This window comes from Arthrobacter sp. V1I7, assembly GCF_030817015.1.
GTDB lineage: Bacteria > Actinomycetota > Actinomycetes > Actinomycetales > Micrococcaceae > Arthrobacter.
This window is the reverse complement of record NZ_JAUSYS010000001.1, coordinates 2,511,440-2,527,472: the sequence shown is the minus strand read 5'-3', so window position 1 is coordinate 2,527,472 and position 16,033 is coordinate 2,511,440. Positions and strand designations below refer to the sequence as shown.

At 65.3% G+C, this 16,033-nt stretch carries 10 protein-coding genes and 2 pseudogenes; 10 read left to right on the top strand and 2 right to left on the bottom strand.

The window, feature by feature from the left end; genetic code table 11:
• Nucleotides 1-29: 29 nt before the first annotated feature.
• Complete coding sequence (locus tag QFZ69_RS11695; RefSeq protein WP_306914869.1) at nt 30-2,522, bottom strand: FAD-dependent oxidoreductase; 2,493 nt, start codon at nt 2,520-2,522, stop codon at nt 30-32.
• 54 nt (nt 2,523-2,576) lie between these two features.
• On the bottom strand, nt 2,577-3,491 hold the full coding sequence (gene purU / locus QFZ69_RS11690; RefSeq protein WP_306914870.1) for a formyltetrahydrofolate deformylase: 915 nt from the start codon (nt 3,489-3,491) through the stop codon (nt 2,577-2,579).
• 123 nt (nt 3,492-3,614) lie between these two features.
• On the opposite strand from purU, the gene QFZ69_RS11685 reads away from it, so the two are divergent.
• The 10 genes and pseudogenes from QFZ69_RS11685 (at nt 3,615) to QFZ69_RS11640 (ending at nt 15,866) form a co-directional block, all read left to right on the top strand.
• Nucleotides 3,615-4,292: a GntR family transcriptional regulator gene (locus QFZ69_RS11685; protein ID WP_306914872.1), complete on the top strand. Its 678-nt coding sequence runs from the start codon at nt 3,615-3,617 to the stop codon at nt 4,290-4,292.
• A 203-nt stretch (nt 4,293-4,495) separates the two neighbouring features.
• Nucleotides 4,496-5,794 carry a serine hydroxymethyltransferase gene (gene glyA, locus QFZ69_RS11680; RefSeq protein ID WP_306919665.1) on the top strand — a complete coding sequence of 433 codons (1,299 nt, stop codon included), beginning with the start codon at nt 4,496-4,498 and terminating at the stop codon, nt 5,792-5,794.
• Nucleotides 5,791-7,011 carry a sarcosine oxidase subunit beta family protein gene (locus QFZ69_RS11675; protein WP_373461763.1) on the top strand — a complete coding sequence of 407 codons (1,221 nt, stop codon included), beginning with the start codon at nt 5,791-5,793 and terminating at the stop codon, nt 7,009-7,011. Before glyA ends, QFZ69_RS11675 begins: the two co-directional genes overlap by 4 nt.
• Nucleotides 7,012-7,025: 14 nt before the next feature.
• The gene (locus tag QFZ69_RS11670) at nt 7,026-7,445 is read left to right on the top strand and encodes a sarcosine oxidase subunit delta (protein ID WP_306914873.1); all 420 of its coding nucleotides are present in this window, start codon (nt 7,026-7,028) and stop codon (nt 7,443-7,445) included.
• Nucleotides 7,442-10,384 carry a sarcosine oxidase subunit alpha family protein gene (locus tag QFZ69_RS11665; protein ID WP_306918329.1) on the top strand — a complete coding sequence of 981 codons (2,943 nt, stop codon included), beginning with the start codon at nt 7,442-7,444 and terminating at the stop codon, nt 10,382-10,384. The genes QFZ69_RS11670 and QFZ69_RS11665 overlap by 4 nt, the downstream gene beginning before the upstream one ends.
• Nucleotides 10,377-11,016 (top strand): annotated as a pseudogene (locus QFZ69_RS11660) (sarcosine oxidase subunit gamma). Before QFZ69_RS11665 ends, QFZ69_RS11660 begins: the two are co-directional and overlap by 8 nt.
• Nucleotides 11,017-12,391: pseudogene (locus QFZ69_RS11655) on the top strand (L-serine ammonia-lyase).
• A 173-nt stretch (nt 12,392-12,564) separates the two neighbouring features.
• Entirely contained in the window at nt 12,565-13,413 is an 849-nt protein-coding gene (pdxS, locus tag QFZ69_RS11650) for a pyridoxal 5'-phosphate synthase lyase subunit PdxS (protein WP_306918322.1), read from the top strand.
• Between the two features lie 297 nt (nt 13,414-13,710).
• The gene (locus QFZ69_RS11645; protein WP_306918320.1) at nt 13,711-14,910 is read left to right on the top strand and encodes a pyridoxal phosphate-dependent aminotransferase; all 1,200 of its coding nucleotides are present in this window, start codon (nt 13,711-13,713) and stop codon (nt 14,908-14,910) included.
• Nucleotides 14,907-15,866: a D-glycerate dehydrogenase gene (locus QFZ69_RS11640; protein WP_306918319.1), complete on the top strand. Its 960-nt coding sequence runs from the start codon at nt 14,907-14,909 to the stop codon at nt 15,864-15,866. Before QFZ69_RS11645 ends, QFZ69_RS11640 begins: the two co-directional genes overlap by 4 nt.
• The last annotated feature ends 167 nt before the right edge of the window (nt 15,867-16,033 follow it).

The window sequence follows — 16,033 nt, the reverse complement described above, 5'->3', positions numbered from 1 at the left end:
GCGTGCCCTTGAATGGTCTGGCGGGTGGGTTAGCCGCGGAGCCTGGTCATCGTCGGGTCGTAAAGCGGATCCGCGGTGACTGTGGCCTGGATGCGCCGCCCGAAATACTCGATCTCAACCGAGTCCCCAACGCTGACAGCGGCAGGAAGATACGCGTAGGCGATCGGCTTGGCGACGGTGTAGCCGTAGGCGGCACTGGTGACATAGCCGACTGCCTGGTCCTTGTAGAAGACCGGTTCCTTGCCCAGCACGATGCTCCGGCCGTCGTCGACCGTCAGGCAGCGCAAGCGGCGGGCGGAGTTCTCCTCGGTGCGGCCTTCCAAGGCGGCCTTTCCGACAAAGTTTTCCTTGGTCATCTTCACGGCGAATCCGAGGCCGGCTTCCAGAGGGTCGTGCTCAGTGGTCATGTCAGTGCCCCACGAGCGGTAACCCTTTTCCAGACGCAGCGAGCTGAAGGCGGCCCGGCCCGCGGCGATGACGCCGTGGGGCTGCCCGGCCTTCCACAGGGCATCCCAGAGGCGCTGGCCATTGTCTGCGCTCGTGTACAGTTCCCAGCCCAGCTCGCCGACGTAGGACAAGCGCATCGCGGTCACGGTGACGCCGCCGATGACAACCTGCTTGGCCCGGAAGTAACGAAGACCGTCGTTGGAGAAGTCGTCGCTGCTGACAGTGCTGATCAGGTCCCGGGCGAGGGGGCCCCACAAACCGATGCAGCAGGTGCCGCCTGTCGTGTCGCGCACCTGTACCCAGTCGCTGGCGGTTCCGCTTTCGGTCTGGTGACGGGCGGCCCGCTCAAAGTATGCGGTGTCGATGTTTCCGTTGGCTCCGAGCTGGAAGGTGTCTTCGCTCAGCCGGGCCACGGTGATGTCGCTTCGAATGCCGCCGGCGTGGTCCAGCAGGAGGGTGTAGGTGACTGCCCCGGGCTTCTTCGCCAGGTCCGCTGTGGTGAGCTCCTGCAGCAGCTTCAGTGCTCCCGGGCCGGAGATCTCGAGGCGCTTGAGCGGAGTCATGTCGTACATGGCCACCGCGGTACGGGTCTTCCAGGCTTCAGCGGCTGCAATGGGCGAGCTGAACATCGCGGACCAGGCATCACGGGCCGGGGGCTGCCACTCAGCCGGCATCTCCTTCAGCAGTTCCGCGTTGGCTTCAAACCAGTAGGGGCGCTCCCATCCGCCGCCCTCCAGGAAGAACCCTCCCAGTGCCTTGTGACGGGCGTGAAAAGGGCTGACGCGGAGGTTGCGGGGGGAGAGCTTGGGCTGCAGGGGGTGCAGGACATCATAGATTTCTACGAAGTTCTGCTGGGAAGTTTCGCTGACATACTCAGGGGTCAGCTGGACTTCTTCGAAACGGTGGATATCGCATTCACCAAGGTCGATCTGGGATTTTCCGGTGGTCAGGAGTTCGGCAACAGCCCGGGCGATGCCAGCCGAGTGGGTCACCCAAACGGCTTCGGCCACGAAGAAGCCATCGAGCTCCTTGGACTCGCCCACCAGGGGCCCGCCGTCGGGAGTAAAGGAGAAGATGCCGTTGAAGCCGTCCTCGATGTCGCTTTCCCGCAGCGCTGGAAGCAGCTGCTTGGTGGCCTCCCATGCCGGGAGGAAGTCCTCCAGGGTGAAGTCGAGGCGGGAGGGCATGTTGTGCTCGCTGATGCTGTTGGCGTCGTAGGAGCCCAGGTCCGCAAGGTCCACGGGCATGGGACGGTGCGCGTAGGAGCCGATGCCGTAGCGGTCGCCGTGTTCGCGGTAATAGAGGTCCTGGTCCTGGTGCCGCAGAATCGGCAGCGAAGCCCCGTTGGGAAGTTCGTTGCGTCCCTTCTGTGCTGGCACCGGAGTGGTTTTGACGTACTGGTGGGCCAGGGGGAGAAGGGGGACGACCATGCCAATCATTTCGCCGATCTTGGCGCCCCAGAAGCCTGCGCAGGAGACCACGATGTCGGCGGGGATGACACCTTCGGAGGTCTCGACACCGGTCACGCGACGGCCGGACTGCTCAATGCCCGTGACCGTGGTGTTGCCCAGGTACTTGACGCCTGCGGATTCCGTGCGCTGGATCAGCAGCTGGACGGCCCGGGCGGCACGTGCCAGGCCGTCACTGGGGACGTGGAGCCCGCCCAGGATGTCTTCCTCGTTCAGGAGCGGGTAGAGCTCCTTGCACTCAGCGCGGGAAAGGATCTTGCCTTCGATTCCCCACGCGGCGGCGTATCCGAGCTTCCGCTTCAGATCCGCCAGGCGGGTCTCGGTGGTGGCGACTTCGAGGCCACCGACCTGGTCGAAGCAACTGACGCCGTCCTCGGTCAGGGACAAGAACTTCTCAACGGTGTACCTGGCGAAGGTAGCCATGGTCTTTGAAGGGTTCGTTTGGAAGACGAGACCCGGGGCGTGGGACGTGGAGCCCCCGGGCATGTTCAGCGGTCCCTGGTCCAGGACAGTGATGTTGTTCCAACCCCGGGCGACCAGTTCATCGGCCAGGTTTGTGCCGACGATTCCAGCTCCGATAATGACAATGCTTGGCGTCGATGCCATGTGGTTTCTCCTGCTGATTTTCGTGTTTTGTCTTTGCTGGTTTGGTGGTCGTGCTTAGCGGAACACGACAGTGCTGGTTTGGTCCAGCAGCACACGGTGTTCGCAGTGCCACCGCACGGCGCGTGACAGTGCCAGTGCTTCGGCGTCCTGTCCGACTGTTGAGAGGGCGGTCGGTCCATAGCTGTGGTCGACCCTGATGACTTCCTGTTCGATGATTGGCCCCTCATCCAGTTCCGCGGTTACATAGTGGGCCGTTGCGCCCACCAGCTTGACTCCACGGTCGTAGGCCTGGTGGTAAGGGCGTGCACCCTTGAAGCCCGGGAGGAAGGAGTGGTGGATGTTGATAGCCCGGCCTTCCAGCGAGCGGCAGAGGTCGTCGGACAATACCTGCATGTACCGGGCGAGCACGACGAGGTCAATGTTATGCTCGTCCACCAGTTCCAGCAGGCGCCGTTCGGCATCCAACTTTGTCTCAGGGGTTACCGGGAGGTAAATGAAGGGGAGGCCGGCGGCCTCGGCCATGGCCCGGTGGGTTTCATGGTTGGAAACTATAAGGGCGATGTCGCCCCCGAGGCTTCCGCCACGCCATCGGAAGAGCAGGTCGTTCAGGCAGTGGCCGAACTTGGACACCATCACGAGGACGCGTTGCTTGGTCTGGTCATGGAAGCTGAACTTCATGTCGAAGCGGTCAGCGATCGAACGAAATTCTTCCTGGAGCCTCTCCGGGGTGTAGGCCGACGAGCCGGAGAAGGCGGTGCGCAGATGCAGTGTCTGGCGGAGGCCGTCGTCGAACTGCTGGTGTTCGTCGATGTTAAAGCCACGCTCGAAGAGAAAGGTGGTGACCGCCTGGACGATGCCCGCGCGTTCGCCGCACGACAGTGTGAGCACGAACTTCTGCGTCTGGTCTTTCACGCGGGCCTCCGACTGAGGCAGCGTGCTGGTAGATGAGTCTGTCGCCACTAGGGTCATGTCTCCTCCTTTTAGATATATTTCAAGTTTTAGAACTGATATATTAGGACTGGCATTCAGCGTATACTGGTCAGTGGTGGAGGTCAATAGCCTTCTTGGCTTGAATGAAAAGGGGTCCACGCTATGGCTTTTGAAGTTCTAGCAATTGCTGATTCGGCAAAGAGGTCGTTGGCTGACGTGGCCTACGAGCGCATCCGGGACCGGCTGCTGATGCTTGACATCAAGCCTGGCGACCTCATCAATGACGACGACCTCGCCAAGGACCTTGGCGTCGGTCGGACTCCGGTGCGTGAAGCCCTGAAGCGGCTGGAGCTGGATCGCCTGGTAGTTTCCTATCCGCGGAGGGGTACTTTCGCGACGCGGGTGGAGGTCACTGATCTTGCGTTCATTTCCGAAATCCGCACCCAGCTTGAGCCTCTTGCCGCCTCCCGGGCTGCGCGGGTGGCGACGGAGTCGATGAGAGAGCAATTGCGGGCTGTTATGCGCGCTGTCGAGTCTTTCGACACAAGTGCGGCCTCCGTCGTTGAAACCCTGCGCCTCGATGCCCGTGTGCACCAAGGCATTTACGCGGCCGCCGCCAATCCCCACCTCGAAGATGTCCTGATTCGCTACGACAATCTCGCGACACGAATCTGGTGCCTGGTCCTGGATCGCCTTCCCGACCTGTCCCGTCACGTGCATGAGCATGTGGACCTGCTCCGTGCGGTTATCGACGGAGATGAAGCCCGGGCCGCGGAGCTCGCGCGGATCCACGTCACTGGCTTCGAGCACGCTGTGCGCGAAGCTCTTTTCGCCGCCTAGCCCGGATCTCCACGCCAGGAATGGAGCGCAGCCCGGAAGGGCTGCGCTCTAGGCGTTCAAGGCCTTCGTCTGCTTCGCGGCCGCTCTTGGCTCTCCTGGCTAAACCCTCAGAAATCTGTTGACACCCTCCGGAGTCGATAGCATACTTGAGTCACATAACTAATATATCAACAGGATATTAGATAGCAGACTTAGGAGAAATGATGGTCGACGTTCTGACCCGCTCGCTCGCAGAGACCGATCCTCTGATCCATGCCGCTGTGCAGCAGGAACTGCTGCGCCAGCAGGGCACCCTGGAGATGATCGCCTCCGAAAACTTTGCGCCGACTGCGGTCATGGAGGCGCAGGGATCCGTCCTGACCAACAAGTACGCCGAAGGCTACCCGGGCAAGCGTTACTACGGCGGCTGCGAACACGTTGACGTGGTCGAGCAGCTGGCCATCGACCGTCTTAAGTCATTGTTCGGCTCCGAATTCGCCAATGTGCAGCCCCACTCAGGCGCCCAGGCCAACGCAGCGGCGATGTTCGCCCTAATCCAGCCCGGCGACACCATCCTGGGGCTGAACCTCGCACACGGTGGCCACTTGACACACGGGATGCGAATCAACTTCTCCGGCAAGCTCTACAAAGTGGTCCCGTACGGAGTCGGCGAAGACACCCTGCTGATTGACATGGCTGAAGTCGAGCGCCTGGCGGTTGAGAACAAGCCGAAGCTGATCGTCGCCGGCTGGTCCGCTTACTCCCGGCAGCTGGACTTCGCCGAGTTCCGCCGTATCGCGGACCTGGTAGGTGCCTACCTGATGGTGGACATGGCGCATTTCGCAGGCCTGGTGGCCGCAGGGCTTCACCCCAACCCCGTGCCTCACGCCCACATCGTCACGAGCACCACCCACAAGACTCTTGGCGGCCCGCGCGGTGGTGTGATCCTGACCAACGACGCCGACATCGCCAAGAAGGTCAACTCCGCGGTGTTCCCCGGACAGCAGGGTGGCCCGCTGGAGCACGTCATTGCCGCGAAGGCTGTTGCGTTCAAGCTCGCTGCTGAGCCGGCGTTCCGCGACCGCCAGGAACGCACCCTGGAAGGCGCCCGCATCATCGCAGAACGCATGCTGTCCGCCGACGTTGCAGAGTCCGGCGTGACCGTAGTCAGCGGTGGCACTGACGTGCACCTGGTCCTGGTGGATCTGCGCAATTCGGAACTGGACGGCCAGCAGGGCGAAGACCGCCTGCACCGGATCGGCATCACGGTCAACCGCAACGCCGTGCCCTTCGACCCGCGTCCGCCGATGGTCTCTTCCGGTCTTCGTATCGGCACGCCGGCACTGGCCACGCGTGGCTTCGGGAAGGCAGAATTCACCGAGGTCGCGGACATTATCGCTGCAGCACTCAAGCGCGAGTTCAGCGACGAGACCGTGGCGGAACTCCGGCAGCGGGTTGAAATCCTGGCCGGAAAGTTCCCCCTCTACCCCAACCTCTCCTCTGACGCGACCGAGGTGGCATGATGGCCGATCTGCTTCCGGAGCACCCGGAATTCCTCTGGCACAACCCGGACCCCAAGAAGAGCTACGACGCCGTGATTGTCGGCGGCGGCGGGCACGGCCTGGCCACCGCCTACTTCCTGGCCAAGAACCACGGGATGACCAACATCGCGGTCCTGGAAAAGGGCTGGCTCGCCGGCGGCAACATGGCCCGGAACACCACCATCATCCGCTCCAACTACCTCTGGGACGAGAGCGCGGCCATCTACGAGCACGCGCTCAAGCTCTGGGAGATCCTGCCCGAGGAGCTCGAATACGACTTCCTGTTCAGCCAGCGCGGCGTCATGAACCTGGCGCACACACTGGGCGATGTCCGCGAGAGCATCCGGCGCGTTGGAGCGAACAAGCTCAACGGCGTGGACGCAGAGTGGCTGGACCCGCAGCAGGTCAAGGAACTCTGCCCCATCCTGAACATCAATGACAACATCCGCTACCCGGTGATGGGCGCGACCTACCAGCCGCGCGCCGGCATCGCCAAGCACGACCACGTGGCCTGGGCCTTCGCCCGCAAGTGCGACGAACTCGGCGTGGACATCATCCAGAACTGCGAAGTGACCGGCTTCGTCAAGGACGGCAACAGGGTCACCGGCGTCAAGACCAACCGCGGCACCATCAACACCGAAAAAGTGGGCCTGTGCGCTGCCGGCCACAGCTCGGTCCTGGCGGAAATGGCCGGCTTCCGGCTCCCCATCCAGTCCCACCCGCTCCAGGCACTGGTCTCCGAACTGCACGAACCGGTCCACCCCACCGTGGTCATGTCCAACCACGTGCACGTGTACGTCTCCCAGGCCCACAAGGGTGAACTGGTGATGGGCGCCGGCGTGGACTCCTACAACGGCTACGGCCAGCGCGGCTCGTTCCATGTGATCGAGCACCAGATGGCGGCCGCCGTCGAGCTTTTCCCGATCTTTGCCCGGGCGCACGTGCTCCGGACCTGGGGCGGGATCGTGGACACCACCCTGGACGCCTCCCCGATCGTGGGCACCTCCCCGGTGGAGAACATGTTCGTGAACTGTGGCTGGGGCACCGGCGGCTTCAAGGGCACCCCGGCCGCGGGCCTGACCTTCGCGCACACCATCGCCACGGGAACCCCGCACGAACTGAACAAGCCGTTTGCGCTGGAGCGGTTCGAAACCGGCGCCCTGATCGACGAACACGGCGCAGCCGCCGTGGCCCACTAGAAGAGAGTCCGGACATGCTCCTCATTTCATGCCCCAACTGCGGCTCCCGCGACGAGACCGAGTTCCACTACGGCGGCCAGGCCCACGTGGCCTATCCGGAGAACCCTAACGAACTGAACGACCGCGAATGGGCCGAGTTCCTGTTCTACCGCGACAACACCAAGGGCGCCTTCGCCGAACGCTGGCTCCACAGCACCGGCTGCCGCCAGTGGTTCAACATGCTCCGCGACACGGTCACCTACGAGATCCAGGCTATCTACCGCATGGGCGCGGCCCGTCCGGACAAAGCCGCCCCGGCACCTGAGTCCGGCACCGCCAGCACCGCCCCGGACAGCACCACCACCGGGACCGCGGCTCCCAGCATCGCTGCAACCAGCATTGCCACAAGCACAGCCCCCGCCAGCACCACCGCCCCGGAAGGAGCAACCAAGTGACTTCCCAGAACGCCCGCCTCGACGCCGGCGGACGCATCGACCGCACCATCTCCTGGCGTTTCACCGTGGACGGCGAGGAATTCACCGGCCACCCCGGCGACACCCTCGCCTCGGCCCTGCTCGCCAACGGCCGCATCGCCGCCGGCAACTCACTTTACGAGGACCGCGCCCGCGGCATCATGTCCGCCGGCGTGGAGGAATCCAACGCGCTGGTTCGTATTGAACCCCGGTTCCCGGGCCACGTGGCCGAGTCCATGCTCCCGGCCACTACCGTCACCCTGGTGGACGGCCTGAAGGCAGAGCTGCTCAACGGACTGGGCAAGCTGGACCCGGAAGATGACCGAGCCGAGTACGACAAGAAGTACGTCCACACCGACGTCCTGGTCATCGGCGGCGGTCCCGCCGGCCTGGCCGCCGCCCGCGAGGCCCTACGCACCGGCGCCCGGGTGATCCTGATGGACGACCAGCCCGAGTTGGGCGGCTCGCTCCTGTCAGGGTCCACGGCTCCCGGCCTGGCCGAGACCATTGAAGGCAAGCCGGCCCTGGAATGGGTGGCGGACGTTGAAGCCGAACTGGTTTCCGGTGCCGAGTCCACCGTCCTGAACCGCACCACCGCCTTCGGTGCCTACGACGCCAACTACGTCATCGCCGTCCAGAACCGCACCGACCACTTGTCCAGCCCCGCAGCACCCGGCGTCTCCCGCCAGCGTATTTGGCACGTGCGTGCCAATCAGGTGGTGCTGGCCCCCGGCGCCCACGAACGCCCCCTGGTCTTCGAGAACAACGACCGCCCCGGGATCATGCTGGCCTCCGCCGTCCGCAGCTACCTCAACCGCTACGCCGTCGCCGCCGGGCGCCGCGTGGTCATCAGCACCACCAACGACAGCGCCTACGCCCTCGCCGCGGACCTGCGCGCCGCCGGCGTCAAGGTGGCGGCCGTCGTCGACGCCCGCCCGAGCCTCACGAAGGTGGCGGCCGCCGCCGTCGAAGCCGGCACCCGGGTGCTGATCGGCAGCGCGGTGGCCAACACCGCTGCGAACGGCACCGGCCGCCTGAACGCCGTCACCGTCCGCAGCATTAACGACGACGGCGAACTCACCTCCGGCGTTGAAAACATCGCCTGCGATCTGCTCGCTGTCTCCGGCGGCTGGAGCCCGCTGGTCCACCTCCACTCCCAGCGGCAGGGCAAGCTGCGCTGGGATGAGGAGCTGGCCGCTTTCGTGCCCAGCACCGTGGTACCCAACCAGCAGACGATCGGCTCCGGCCGCGGCAGCTTCGAACTCGCGGACGTCCTTGCCGAGGGCATCTCGGCCGGAGCATCGGCAGCCATCGCCGCCGGGTTCGAGTCCGCTACGCAGCCGTCCGTCATCGGCGAGCCGAAGGCAAGCGCCCCCACCCGCCAGCTGTGGCTGGTCCCCGGCCAGTCCGGCACCGCGGATGACTGGCACCACCACTTCGTGGACTTCCAGCGCGACCAGTCCGTGGCCGACGTCCTGCGCTCCACCGGCGCCGGCCTGCGCTCGGTGGAACACATCAAGCGCTACACCTCCATCAGCACCGCCAACGACCAGGGCAAAACCTCCGGCGTCAACGCGATCGGCGTCATCGCCGCCGCTCTCCGCACAGCCGGCGAAGCGTCCCGCGGCATCGGCGACATCGGCACCACCACGTACCGTGCACCGTTCACGCCCGTGGCCTTCGCGGCCCTCGCCGGCCGCCAGCGCGGCGAACTGTTCGACCCCGCCCGCAAGACCTCCATCCACCCGTGGCACGAGGCCAAGGGTGCCCTGTTCGAGGACGTGGGACAGTGGAAGCGCCCCTGGTACTACCCGCAGGCCGGCGAGGACATGGACGCGGCCGTGCTGCGCGAGTGCGCCGCCGTCCGCGACTCCGTCGGCTTCATGGACGCCACCACCCTCGGCAAGATCGAAATCCGCGGCAAGGACGCCGGTGAATTCCTCAACCGGATCTACACCAACGCCTTCAAGAAGCTTGCTCCGGGTTCTGCCCGCTACGGCGTCATGTGCATGGCGGACGGCATGATCTTCGACGACGGCGTGACCCTCCGTCTCGATGACGAGCGCTACTTCATGACCACCACCACCGGCGGCGCCGCCAAGGTCCTGGACTGGCTGGAGGAATGGCTCCAGACCGAATGGCCCGAACTCGACGTGCACTGCACCTCGGTGACCGAACAATGGAGCACGATTGCCGTCGTCGGGCCCAAATCCCGGGCGGTCATCGCCAAGCTGGCACCGGAGCTGGCAGCGGATGGCGGGCTGGAAGCAGAAGCCTTCCCGTTCATGACCTTCCGCGAAACCACCCTCACCTCCGGCGTCCGCGCCCGGGTCTGCCGGATCTCCTTCTCCGGCGAGCTGGCCTACGAGATCAACGTGCCGTCCTGGTACGGGTTGAACACCTGGGAAGCCGTGGCAGCCGCAGGCGCCGAATTCAACATCACCCCCTACGGCACGGAAACCATGCACGTGCTCCGCGCCGAGAAGGGCTACCCGATTGTCGGACAGGACACGGACGGCACCGTCACCCCGCAGGACGCGGGCATGGAATGGGTGGTCTCCAAGGCCAAGGAGTTTATCGGCAAGCGCTCCTACTCACGGGCTGATGCCCAGCGCGAGGACCGCAAGCACCTGGTCAGCGTCCTTCCCGTGGACGGAACGCTGCGGCTGCCCGAAGGCACCCAGCTCGTGGAAAAGGGCATCCCGGCCACCCCTGCCTACGGACCGGTTCCCATGGAAGGCTTTGTGACCTCCAGCTACCACAGCGCCGCCCTGGGCAGGTCCTTCGCCCTGGCCCTGATCAAGAACGGCCGCAACCGCATCGGCGAAACCCTGGTGGCCGCCGCCGGCGACCAGCTCGTGGACGTCGTCGTCGCCGAAACCGTACTTTTTGACCCCGAAGGGACCCGCAAAGATGGCTGAAACAGCAGCACCCGCAACCTCCTACGAGAAGAACCTCTCCCTCCGCGTCAGCCCCGCCGCCCAGCTCCGCGCAGCATTTGAAACCGGCTCCGTCCGGGGGCGTGGTGGAACTGTCCGAAGTGGCCTTCCTGACCATGGTGGGCCTTCGGGTCAACCGGGACAGCAACGCCGGACAGCGCGTAGCCACCGTCACCGGCGGCCTGCCCGCGGCGTGCGGCGCCGTCAGCGGCTCCGGCGACACCTCGGTGCTGTGGCTCGGGCCCGAAGAGTTCCTGGTGGTGGCACCCACCGAAGCCCACGAGTCCCTCGGCGGCGACCTGATCCAGGCACTCCGCGAAGCACTGGCCGACGGCGAAGGCCAGGTGGTGGACCTCTCCGCCAACCGCACCACCTTCGAACTCACCGGACCCCGGTGCCGCGCCGTCCTGGAAAAGGGCTGCTCACTGGACCTGCACCCGCGGGTGCTGAAAGCCGGCACGGCACTGTCCACGGAGATCGGTAACATCCCCGTGGTCCTCTGGAAGACCGGCGAGGAGAGCTTCCGGCTCTTCCCCCGCGCCTCCTTCGCGGACTTCCTGGGCCGCTGGCTCCTCGACGCCATGCGGGAATACGCCTCCCCCGAGGTCCCCTAAATGGCCCTCAGCGTCCTGGACCTGTTCTCCGTTGGCATCGGGCCCTCGTCGTCACACACGGTCGGCCCGATGCGGGCGGCAAAGCTGTTCGCCGACGGACTCAAAGGCGACGGACACCTGAGCGCCACCCGGCGCGTGCAGGCCGAACTGTTTGGCTCGCTGGGCGCCACCGGACGGGGCCACGGCTCGGACAAGGCAGTGGTCCTGGGCTTCAAAGGGCTGGACCCGGAAACCGTGGACACCTCCACTGCCGATGACCAAGTGGCTGCCGCTGCCCTCGACGCCGAACTGTGGATTGGCGGCGACCACCGGGTGGACTTCAACTGGGACGAGGACGTGGTGCTGCACCGGCGCAAGTCCCTCCCGACCCACCCCAACGGCATGACCTTCCGGGCCCTGGACCACGCCGGGGCCGTCCTCAGCGAACGAAGCTTCTATTCCATTGGGGGCGGCTTCGTTGTTGACGGGGACGCCGACGCCGGCGACCGCGTGGTGGCCGACGCCACCGTCCTCCCCTTCCCCTTCAGCAGCGCGGATGAGCTCCTGGAGATCTGCGCGCGCGAAGGCATGTCCATCTCGGACGTCATGCTCGCCAATGAGCTCACCTGGCGGACCGAAGCGGAACTTAGGGAAAAGCTGCTGGCGCTCTGGGCGGTGATGCGCGAATGCGTGGACAACGGCTGCGCCGCGGAAGGAATCCTTCCGGGTGGGCTCAACGTCCGCCGCCGCGCGCCGTCGCTCTTCCAAACCCTGACGGCGGACACCGGCGTCACCGACCCGCTCCGCGCCATGGAATGGGTGAACCTGTTCGCGCTGGCAGTGAACGAGGAAAACGCCGCCGGCGGGCGCATCGTCACGGCACCCACCAACGGCGCGGCGGGCATCGTTCCCGCAGTGCTGCACTACTACGTGAAGTTTGTCCCGGGCGCCAACGACGACGGCGTGGTCCGCTTCCTGCTGGCCGCGGCGCGCCGTCGGAATCCTGTTCAAGATCAACGCCTCCATTTCGGGGGCCGAGGTGGGCTGCCAGGGTGAAGTGGGCTCGGCCTGCTCCATGGCCGCTGCCGGGCTCTGCGAAGTGCTGGGCGGCACGCCTGCGCAGGTGGAAAACGCGGCCGAGGTGGGCATTGAACACAACCTTGGCCTGACCTGCGACCCGGTGGGCGGGCTGGTGCAGATCCCCTGCATCGAGCGCAACGCCATCGCCAGCGTGAAAGCCATCAACGCCGCCCGCCTTGCCCTGCACGGCGACGGCTCGCACAAGGTATCCCTCGACAAGGCCATCAAAACGATGCGCGAAACAGGAGCGGACATGAAAACCAAGTACAAGGAAACCTCCCGCGGAGGCCTCGCCGTGAACGTCATCGAGTGCTGAAGCCCGTGTAGTACCGGTAGCCCCAAGCGTGAACAAACACCTCGGGGTTCGTCCCATTAGAAAATGCCTGGCATCGCCATGCATCCCGCCCCTTTGGAGCAAAGAAGTGACCCTTAGACCACTCCCACACGAACACGTCACCGTCGCCGGCAGCAAACCGAGTAAAGCGGGGCATGGCTGAGATGCTCAAGGGCGGAGTCATCATGGACGTCGTCAACGTCGAACAGGCCCGCATCGCCGAAGACGCCGGTGCCGTTGCTGTGATGGCGCTGGAACGCGTTCCGGCCGATATCCGCGCCCAGGGCGGCGTGTCCCGGATGTCCGATCCGGACACGATCGACAAAATTATCGACGCCGTGTCCGTGCCGGTCATGGCCAAGGCCCGGATCGGCCACTTCGTCGAGGCCCAGGTCCTGCAGTCCCTTGGCGTGGACTACATTGACGAGTCCGAGGTCCTGACCCCGGCCGACTACGTCAACCACATCGACAAGTGGAACTTCACGGTTCCGTTCGTGTGCGGTGCCACCAACCTCGGTGAGGCGCTGCGCCGCATCAACGAGGGCGCGGCGATGATCCGGTCCAAGGGCGAGGCCGGCACCGGGGATGTCTCCAACGCCACCGGGCACATGCGCCAGATCCGCGCCGAGATCGCCAAGCTTGCCGCCCTGCCCGAGGACGAGCTGTACGTCGCGGCCAAGGAACTGCAGACCCCGTACGAACTGGTCAAGGAAGTTGCCGCGGCCGGCAAGCTTCCCGTGGTGCTGTTCACCGCGGGCGGCATCGCCACCCCAGCCGACGCCGCCATGATGATGCAGCTCGGTGCTGACGGCGTGTTCGTCGGCTCGGGCATCTTCAAGTCCGGCAACCCGGCCCAGCGCGCCGCAGCCGTCGTCCGGGCGACTGCCTATTTCGATGACCCTGACGTTATCACCAAGGCCTCCCGCGGCCTGGGCGAGGCCATGGTGGGCATCAACGTGGATGAGATCCCGCAGCCGCACCGCCTCGCCGAGCGCGGCTGGTAAGACTCTTCGCCGCGAGCGTCAAGGAGAACCATGACAACAAGCCCGCGAAAGATGACCACCACCAGCGTCGGGGAACAGCCTGAGGTTCAGGAGGAAACTTGTTCCGGTGAACCGGGCAGTCAGGACTGCCCCTACTGCATCGGCCCGGAAACGGACTAAGAACTATGTCCGCAAAAAGTTCCTGGCCGTGGGCCTCGGAAAGGCACCGGTCAACCCTGCCTAACCGCCGCCACGACGTAAAAGCAGCAATTATTACCGCAGAAGATCAATCACAATCTCGATGAGGAGTGGAACAGCATGCAGCAACTCGCGAACCGGCTCGAACGTCTGGGCACCGAAACTGCCTTTAGCGTCGCCCAAGCCGCGGCCGCTTGGAAGGCGAAGGGGAACCCCGTGTACCCCTTCCATCTCGGCGACATCAACATCCCGACGGCCCCCCATATCGTCGAAGCAATGAACCGGGCCATCGCCGACGGCTACACGGGCTATTGCCCCGGCCCTGGCATCCCGCAGTTGCGTGAAGCCCTAGCCGAAGATATCGGGGCCCGCCGGGGCATCGAGTTCTCCCCAGACAACGTCGTGGTGATGACGGGCGGCAAACCCGTTATCACCAAGTTCCTGCAGGCGGTCATGAACCCCGGCCAGGAAGTGCTCTACCCGAACCCCGGCTTCCCCATCTACGAATCGCAGATCGAGTACCTCGGTGGCACGGCCGTGCCTTACCGCTACCTGCCCACGAGCCAGGGCTTCGCGATCGACCTCGACCAGGTGCGCGCGTCGATCACCCCCAATACTGTCGCAATCATCTACAACGACCTGCAGAACCCCATCTCGGCCGAGTCGACGGCCGCCGAGCGGGAGGCAATCGCACAGCTCGCACAGGAGCACGACCTCTGGGTACTCTCCGACGAGGCATACTTCGAGACGCGCTATGAGGGGGTCTCGAACTCCATCGTGTCGCTTCCCGGCATGGCGGAGCGCAGCGTGATCCTCTACACCTTCAGCAAGAAGTTCGCCATGACCGGATCCCGCCTGGGCTGCGCCGTCGCCCCGGTCGAGATCGCCAAAATCCTCAGCACACTCAACACCAACGATGAGTCGTGCACGACGCACTACGTGCAATGGGCCGGCATCGAAGCGCTCCGTGGCACCCAGGAACCCGTACACCAGATGCTCGACATCCTGCGCGGCCGCCGGGACGCCGCATGCGAACTCGTGAACGACATCTCCGGCATGCACGTCGCCGTCCCACAGTCGACGTTCTACCTATTCCCCGACGTCACCGAGGCCATGGAGCGCATGGGCTACACAGCAGTCGGCGATTTCGCCTCCGCAGCCCTGTACGAAACCGGCGTCTCCTTCTGCACACGTGAACACTTCGGCCGCCGCCAGCCCGGCGAAGACCGCCAGTACATCCGCCTCGCCTACTCGGGCATCGACGTAGCCGACATCCGCGACGGCCTCGGCCGCCTGCGCAAGTGGATCGAGACGACATGAGCCGGGTCGTCGTCACGGGACGTGTACCCGAAACCGCACTCGAAAAGCTGCGCACCGAGCACGAAGTCGAGGCCTGGGAGGGTCCGGAGTCGATCGGCCGCGAGGAGCTCCTGCGCCGGGTAGCCGGGGCCGATGCAGTGGTGAGCCTGCTCACCGAACGCATCGACGCCGAGCTGCTCGACGCCGCCGGACCGCAGCTCAAGGTCGTCGCGAACGTCGCCGTCGGCTATGACAACATCGACGTGCCCGCCTGCACCGAACGGGGCGTCGTCGCCACCAACACACCGGGCGTGCTCACGGAGGCCACCGCCGACATCGCGCTCGGCCTCATCCTCTCGACGACCCGCCGGCTCGGCGAGGGGGAACGGCTCATCCGCTCCGGCAAGGACTGGAAATGGGGCATGTTCTTCCTGCTCGGCAGCAGCCTGCAAGGCAAGACCCTCGGCATCGTCGGCATGGGCGGCATCGGCCAGGCGGCCGCACGCCGGGCCAAGGCCTTCGGCGTGGAAATCGTCTACCAGTCACGCCGCGAGATCGATCCAAGGGTCGCCGCCGAGCTGGGCGCCCGGCGGGTGGAGCTTGATGAGTTGCTGGCCATATCCGACATCGTCTCCCTGCACTGCCCCTACGGACCGGCCACCCACCACCTGATCGGTGCCGGGCAACTCGCGGCCATGAAGGAATCGGCATACCTCATCAATACCGCGCGCGGACCGATCGTCGACGAAGCAGCCCTCGCCGCCGCGCTGCGCGAGGGGCAAATCGCGGGTGCCGGGCTCGACGTTTTTGAGAAAGAGCCCAGCGTGCACCCCGGATTGCTCGAACTCGAAAACGTGGTGCTCGTGCCGCACCTCGGTTCCGCCACCGTCGAGACCCGAACCGCGATGGCGATGCTCGCCGCCGACAACGCCCTGGCAGTGCTCAGCGACGAACGACCGCCCGCCCCGATCAATTAGAGGCGACCGGCGCCCACGCGCGAGACGACAACCGGGCCGAGTACGAGCCCCGTCCCGAAGGGAAGGGACCCGGGACTACTCAGCCTCCGACGTCGTCCGTCTCCGCGGCCGTTTCCCCGAGGAACATGCCCTCCGCAACAGGCACTGCGAAATACGGGGCCAGCCCG

What these genes read in the sequence shown, in the direction of transcription:
- QFZ69_RS11695 (WP_306914869.1), bottom strand. Translation starts at nt 2,522, where the DNA reads ATGGCATCGACGCCAAGCATTGTCATTATCGGAGCTGGAATCGTCGGC.
- purU (WP_306914870.1), bottom strand. Translation starts at nt 3,491, where the DNA reads ATGACCCTAGTGGCGACAGACTCATCTACCAGCACGCTGCCTCAGTCG.
- QFZ69_RS11685 (WP_306914872.1), top strand. Translation starts at nt 3,615, where the DNA reads ATGGCTTTTGAAGTTCTAGCAATTGCTGATTCGGCAAAGAGGTCGTTG.
- glyA (WP_306919665.1), top strand. Translation starts at nt 4,496, where the DNA reads ATGGTCGACGTTCTGACCCGCTCGCTCGCAGAGACCGATCCTCTGATC.
- QFZ69_RS11675 (WP_373461763.1), top strand. Translation starts at nt 5,791, where the DNA reads ATGATGGCCGATCTGCTTCCGGAGCACCCGGAATTCCTCTGGCACAAC.
- QFZ69_RS11670 (WP_306914873.1), top strand. Translation starts at nt 7,026, where the DNA reads ATGCTCCTCATTTCATGCCCCAACTGCGGCTCCCGCGACGAGACCGAG.
- pdxS (WP_306918322.1), top strand. Translation starts at nt 12,565, where the DNA reads ATGGCTGAGATGCTCAAGGGCGGAGTCATCATGGACGTCGTCAACGTC.
- QFZ69_RS11645 (WP_306918320.1), top strand. Translation starts at nt 13,711, where the DNA reads ATGCAGCAACTCGCGAACCGGCTCGAACGTCTGGGCACCGAAACTGCC.
- QFZ69_RS11640 (WP_306918319.1), top strand. Translation starts at nt 14,907, where the DNA reads ATGAGCCGGGTCGTCGTCACGGGACGTGTACCCGAAACCGCACTCGAA.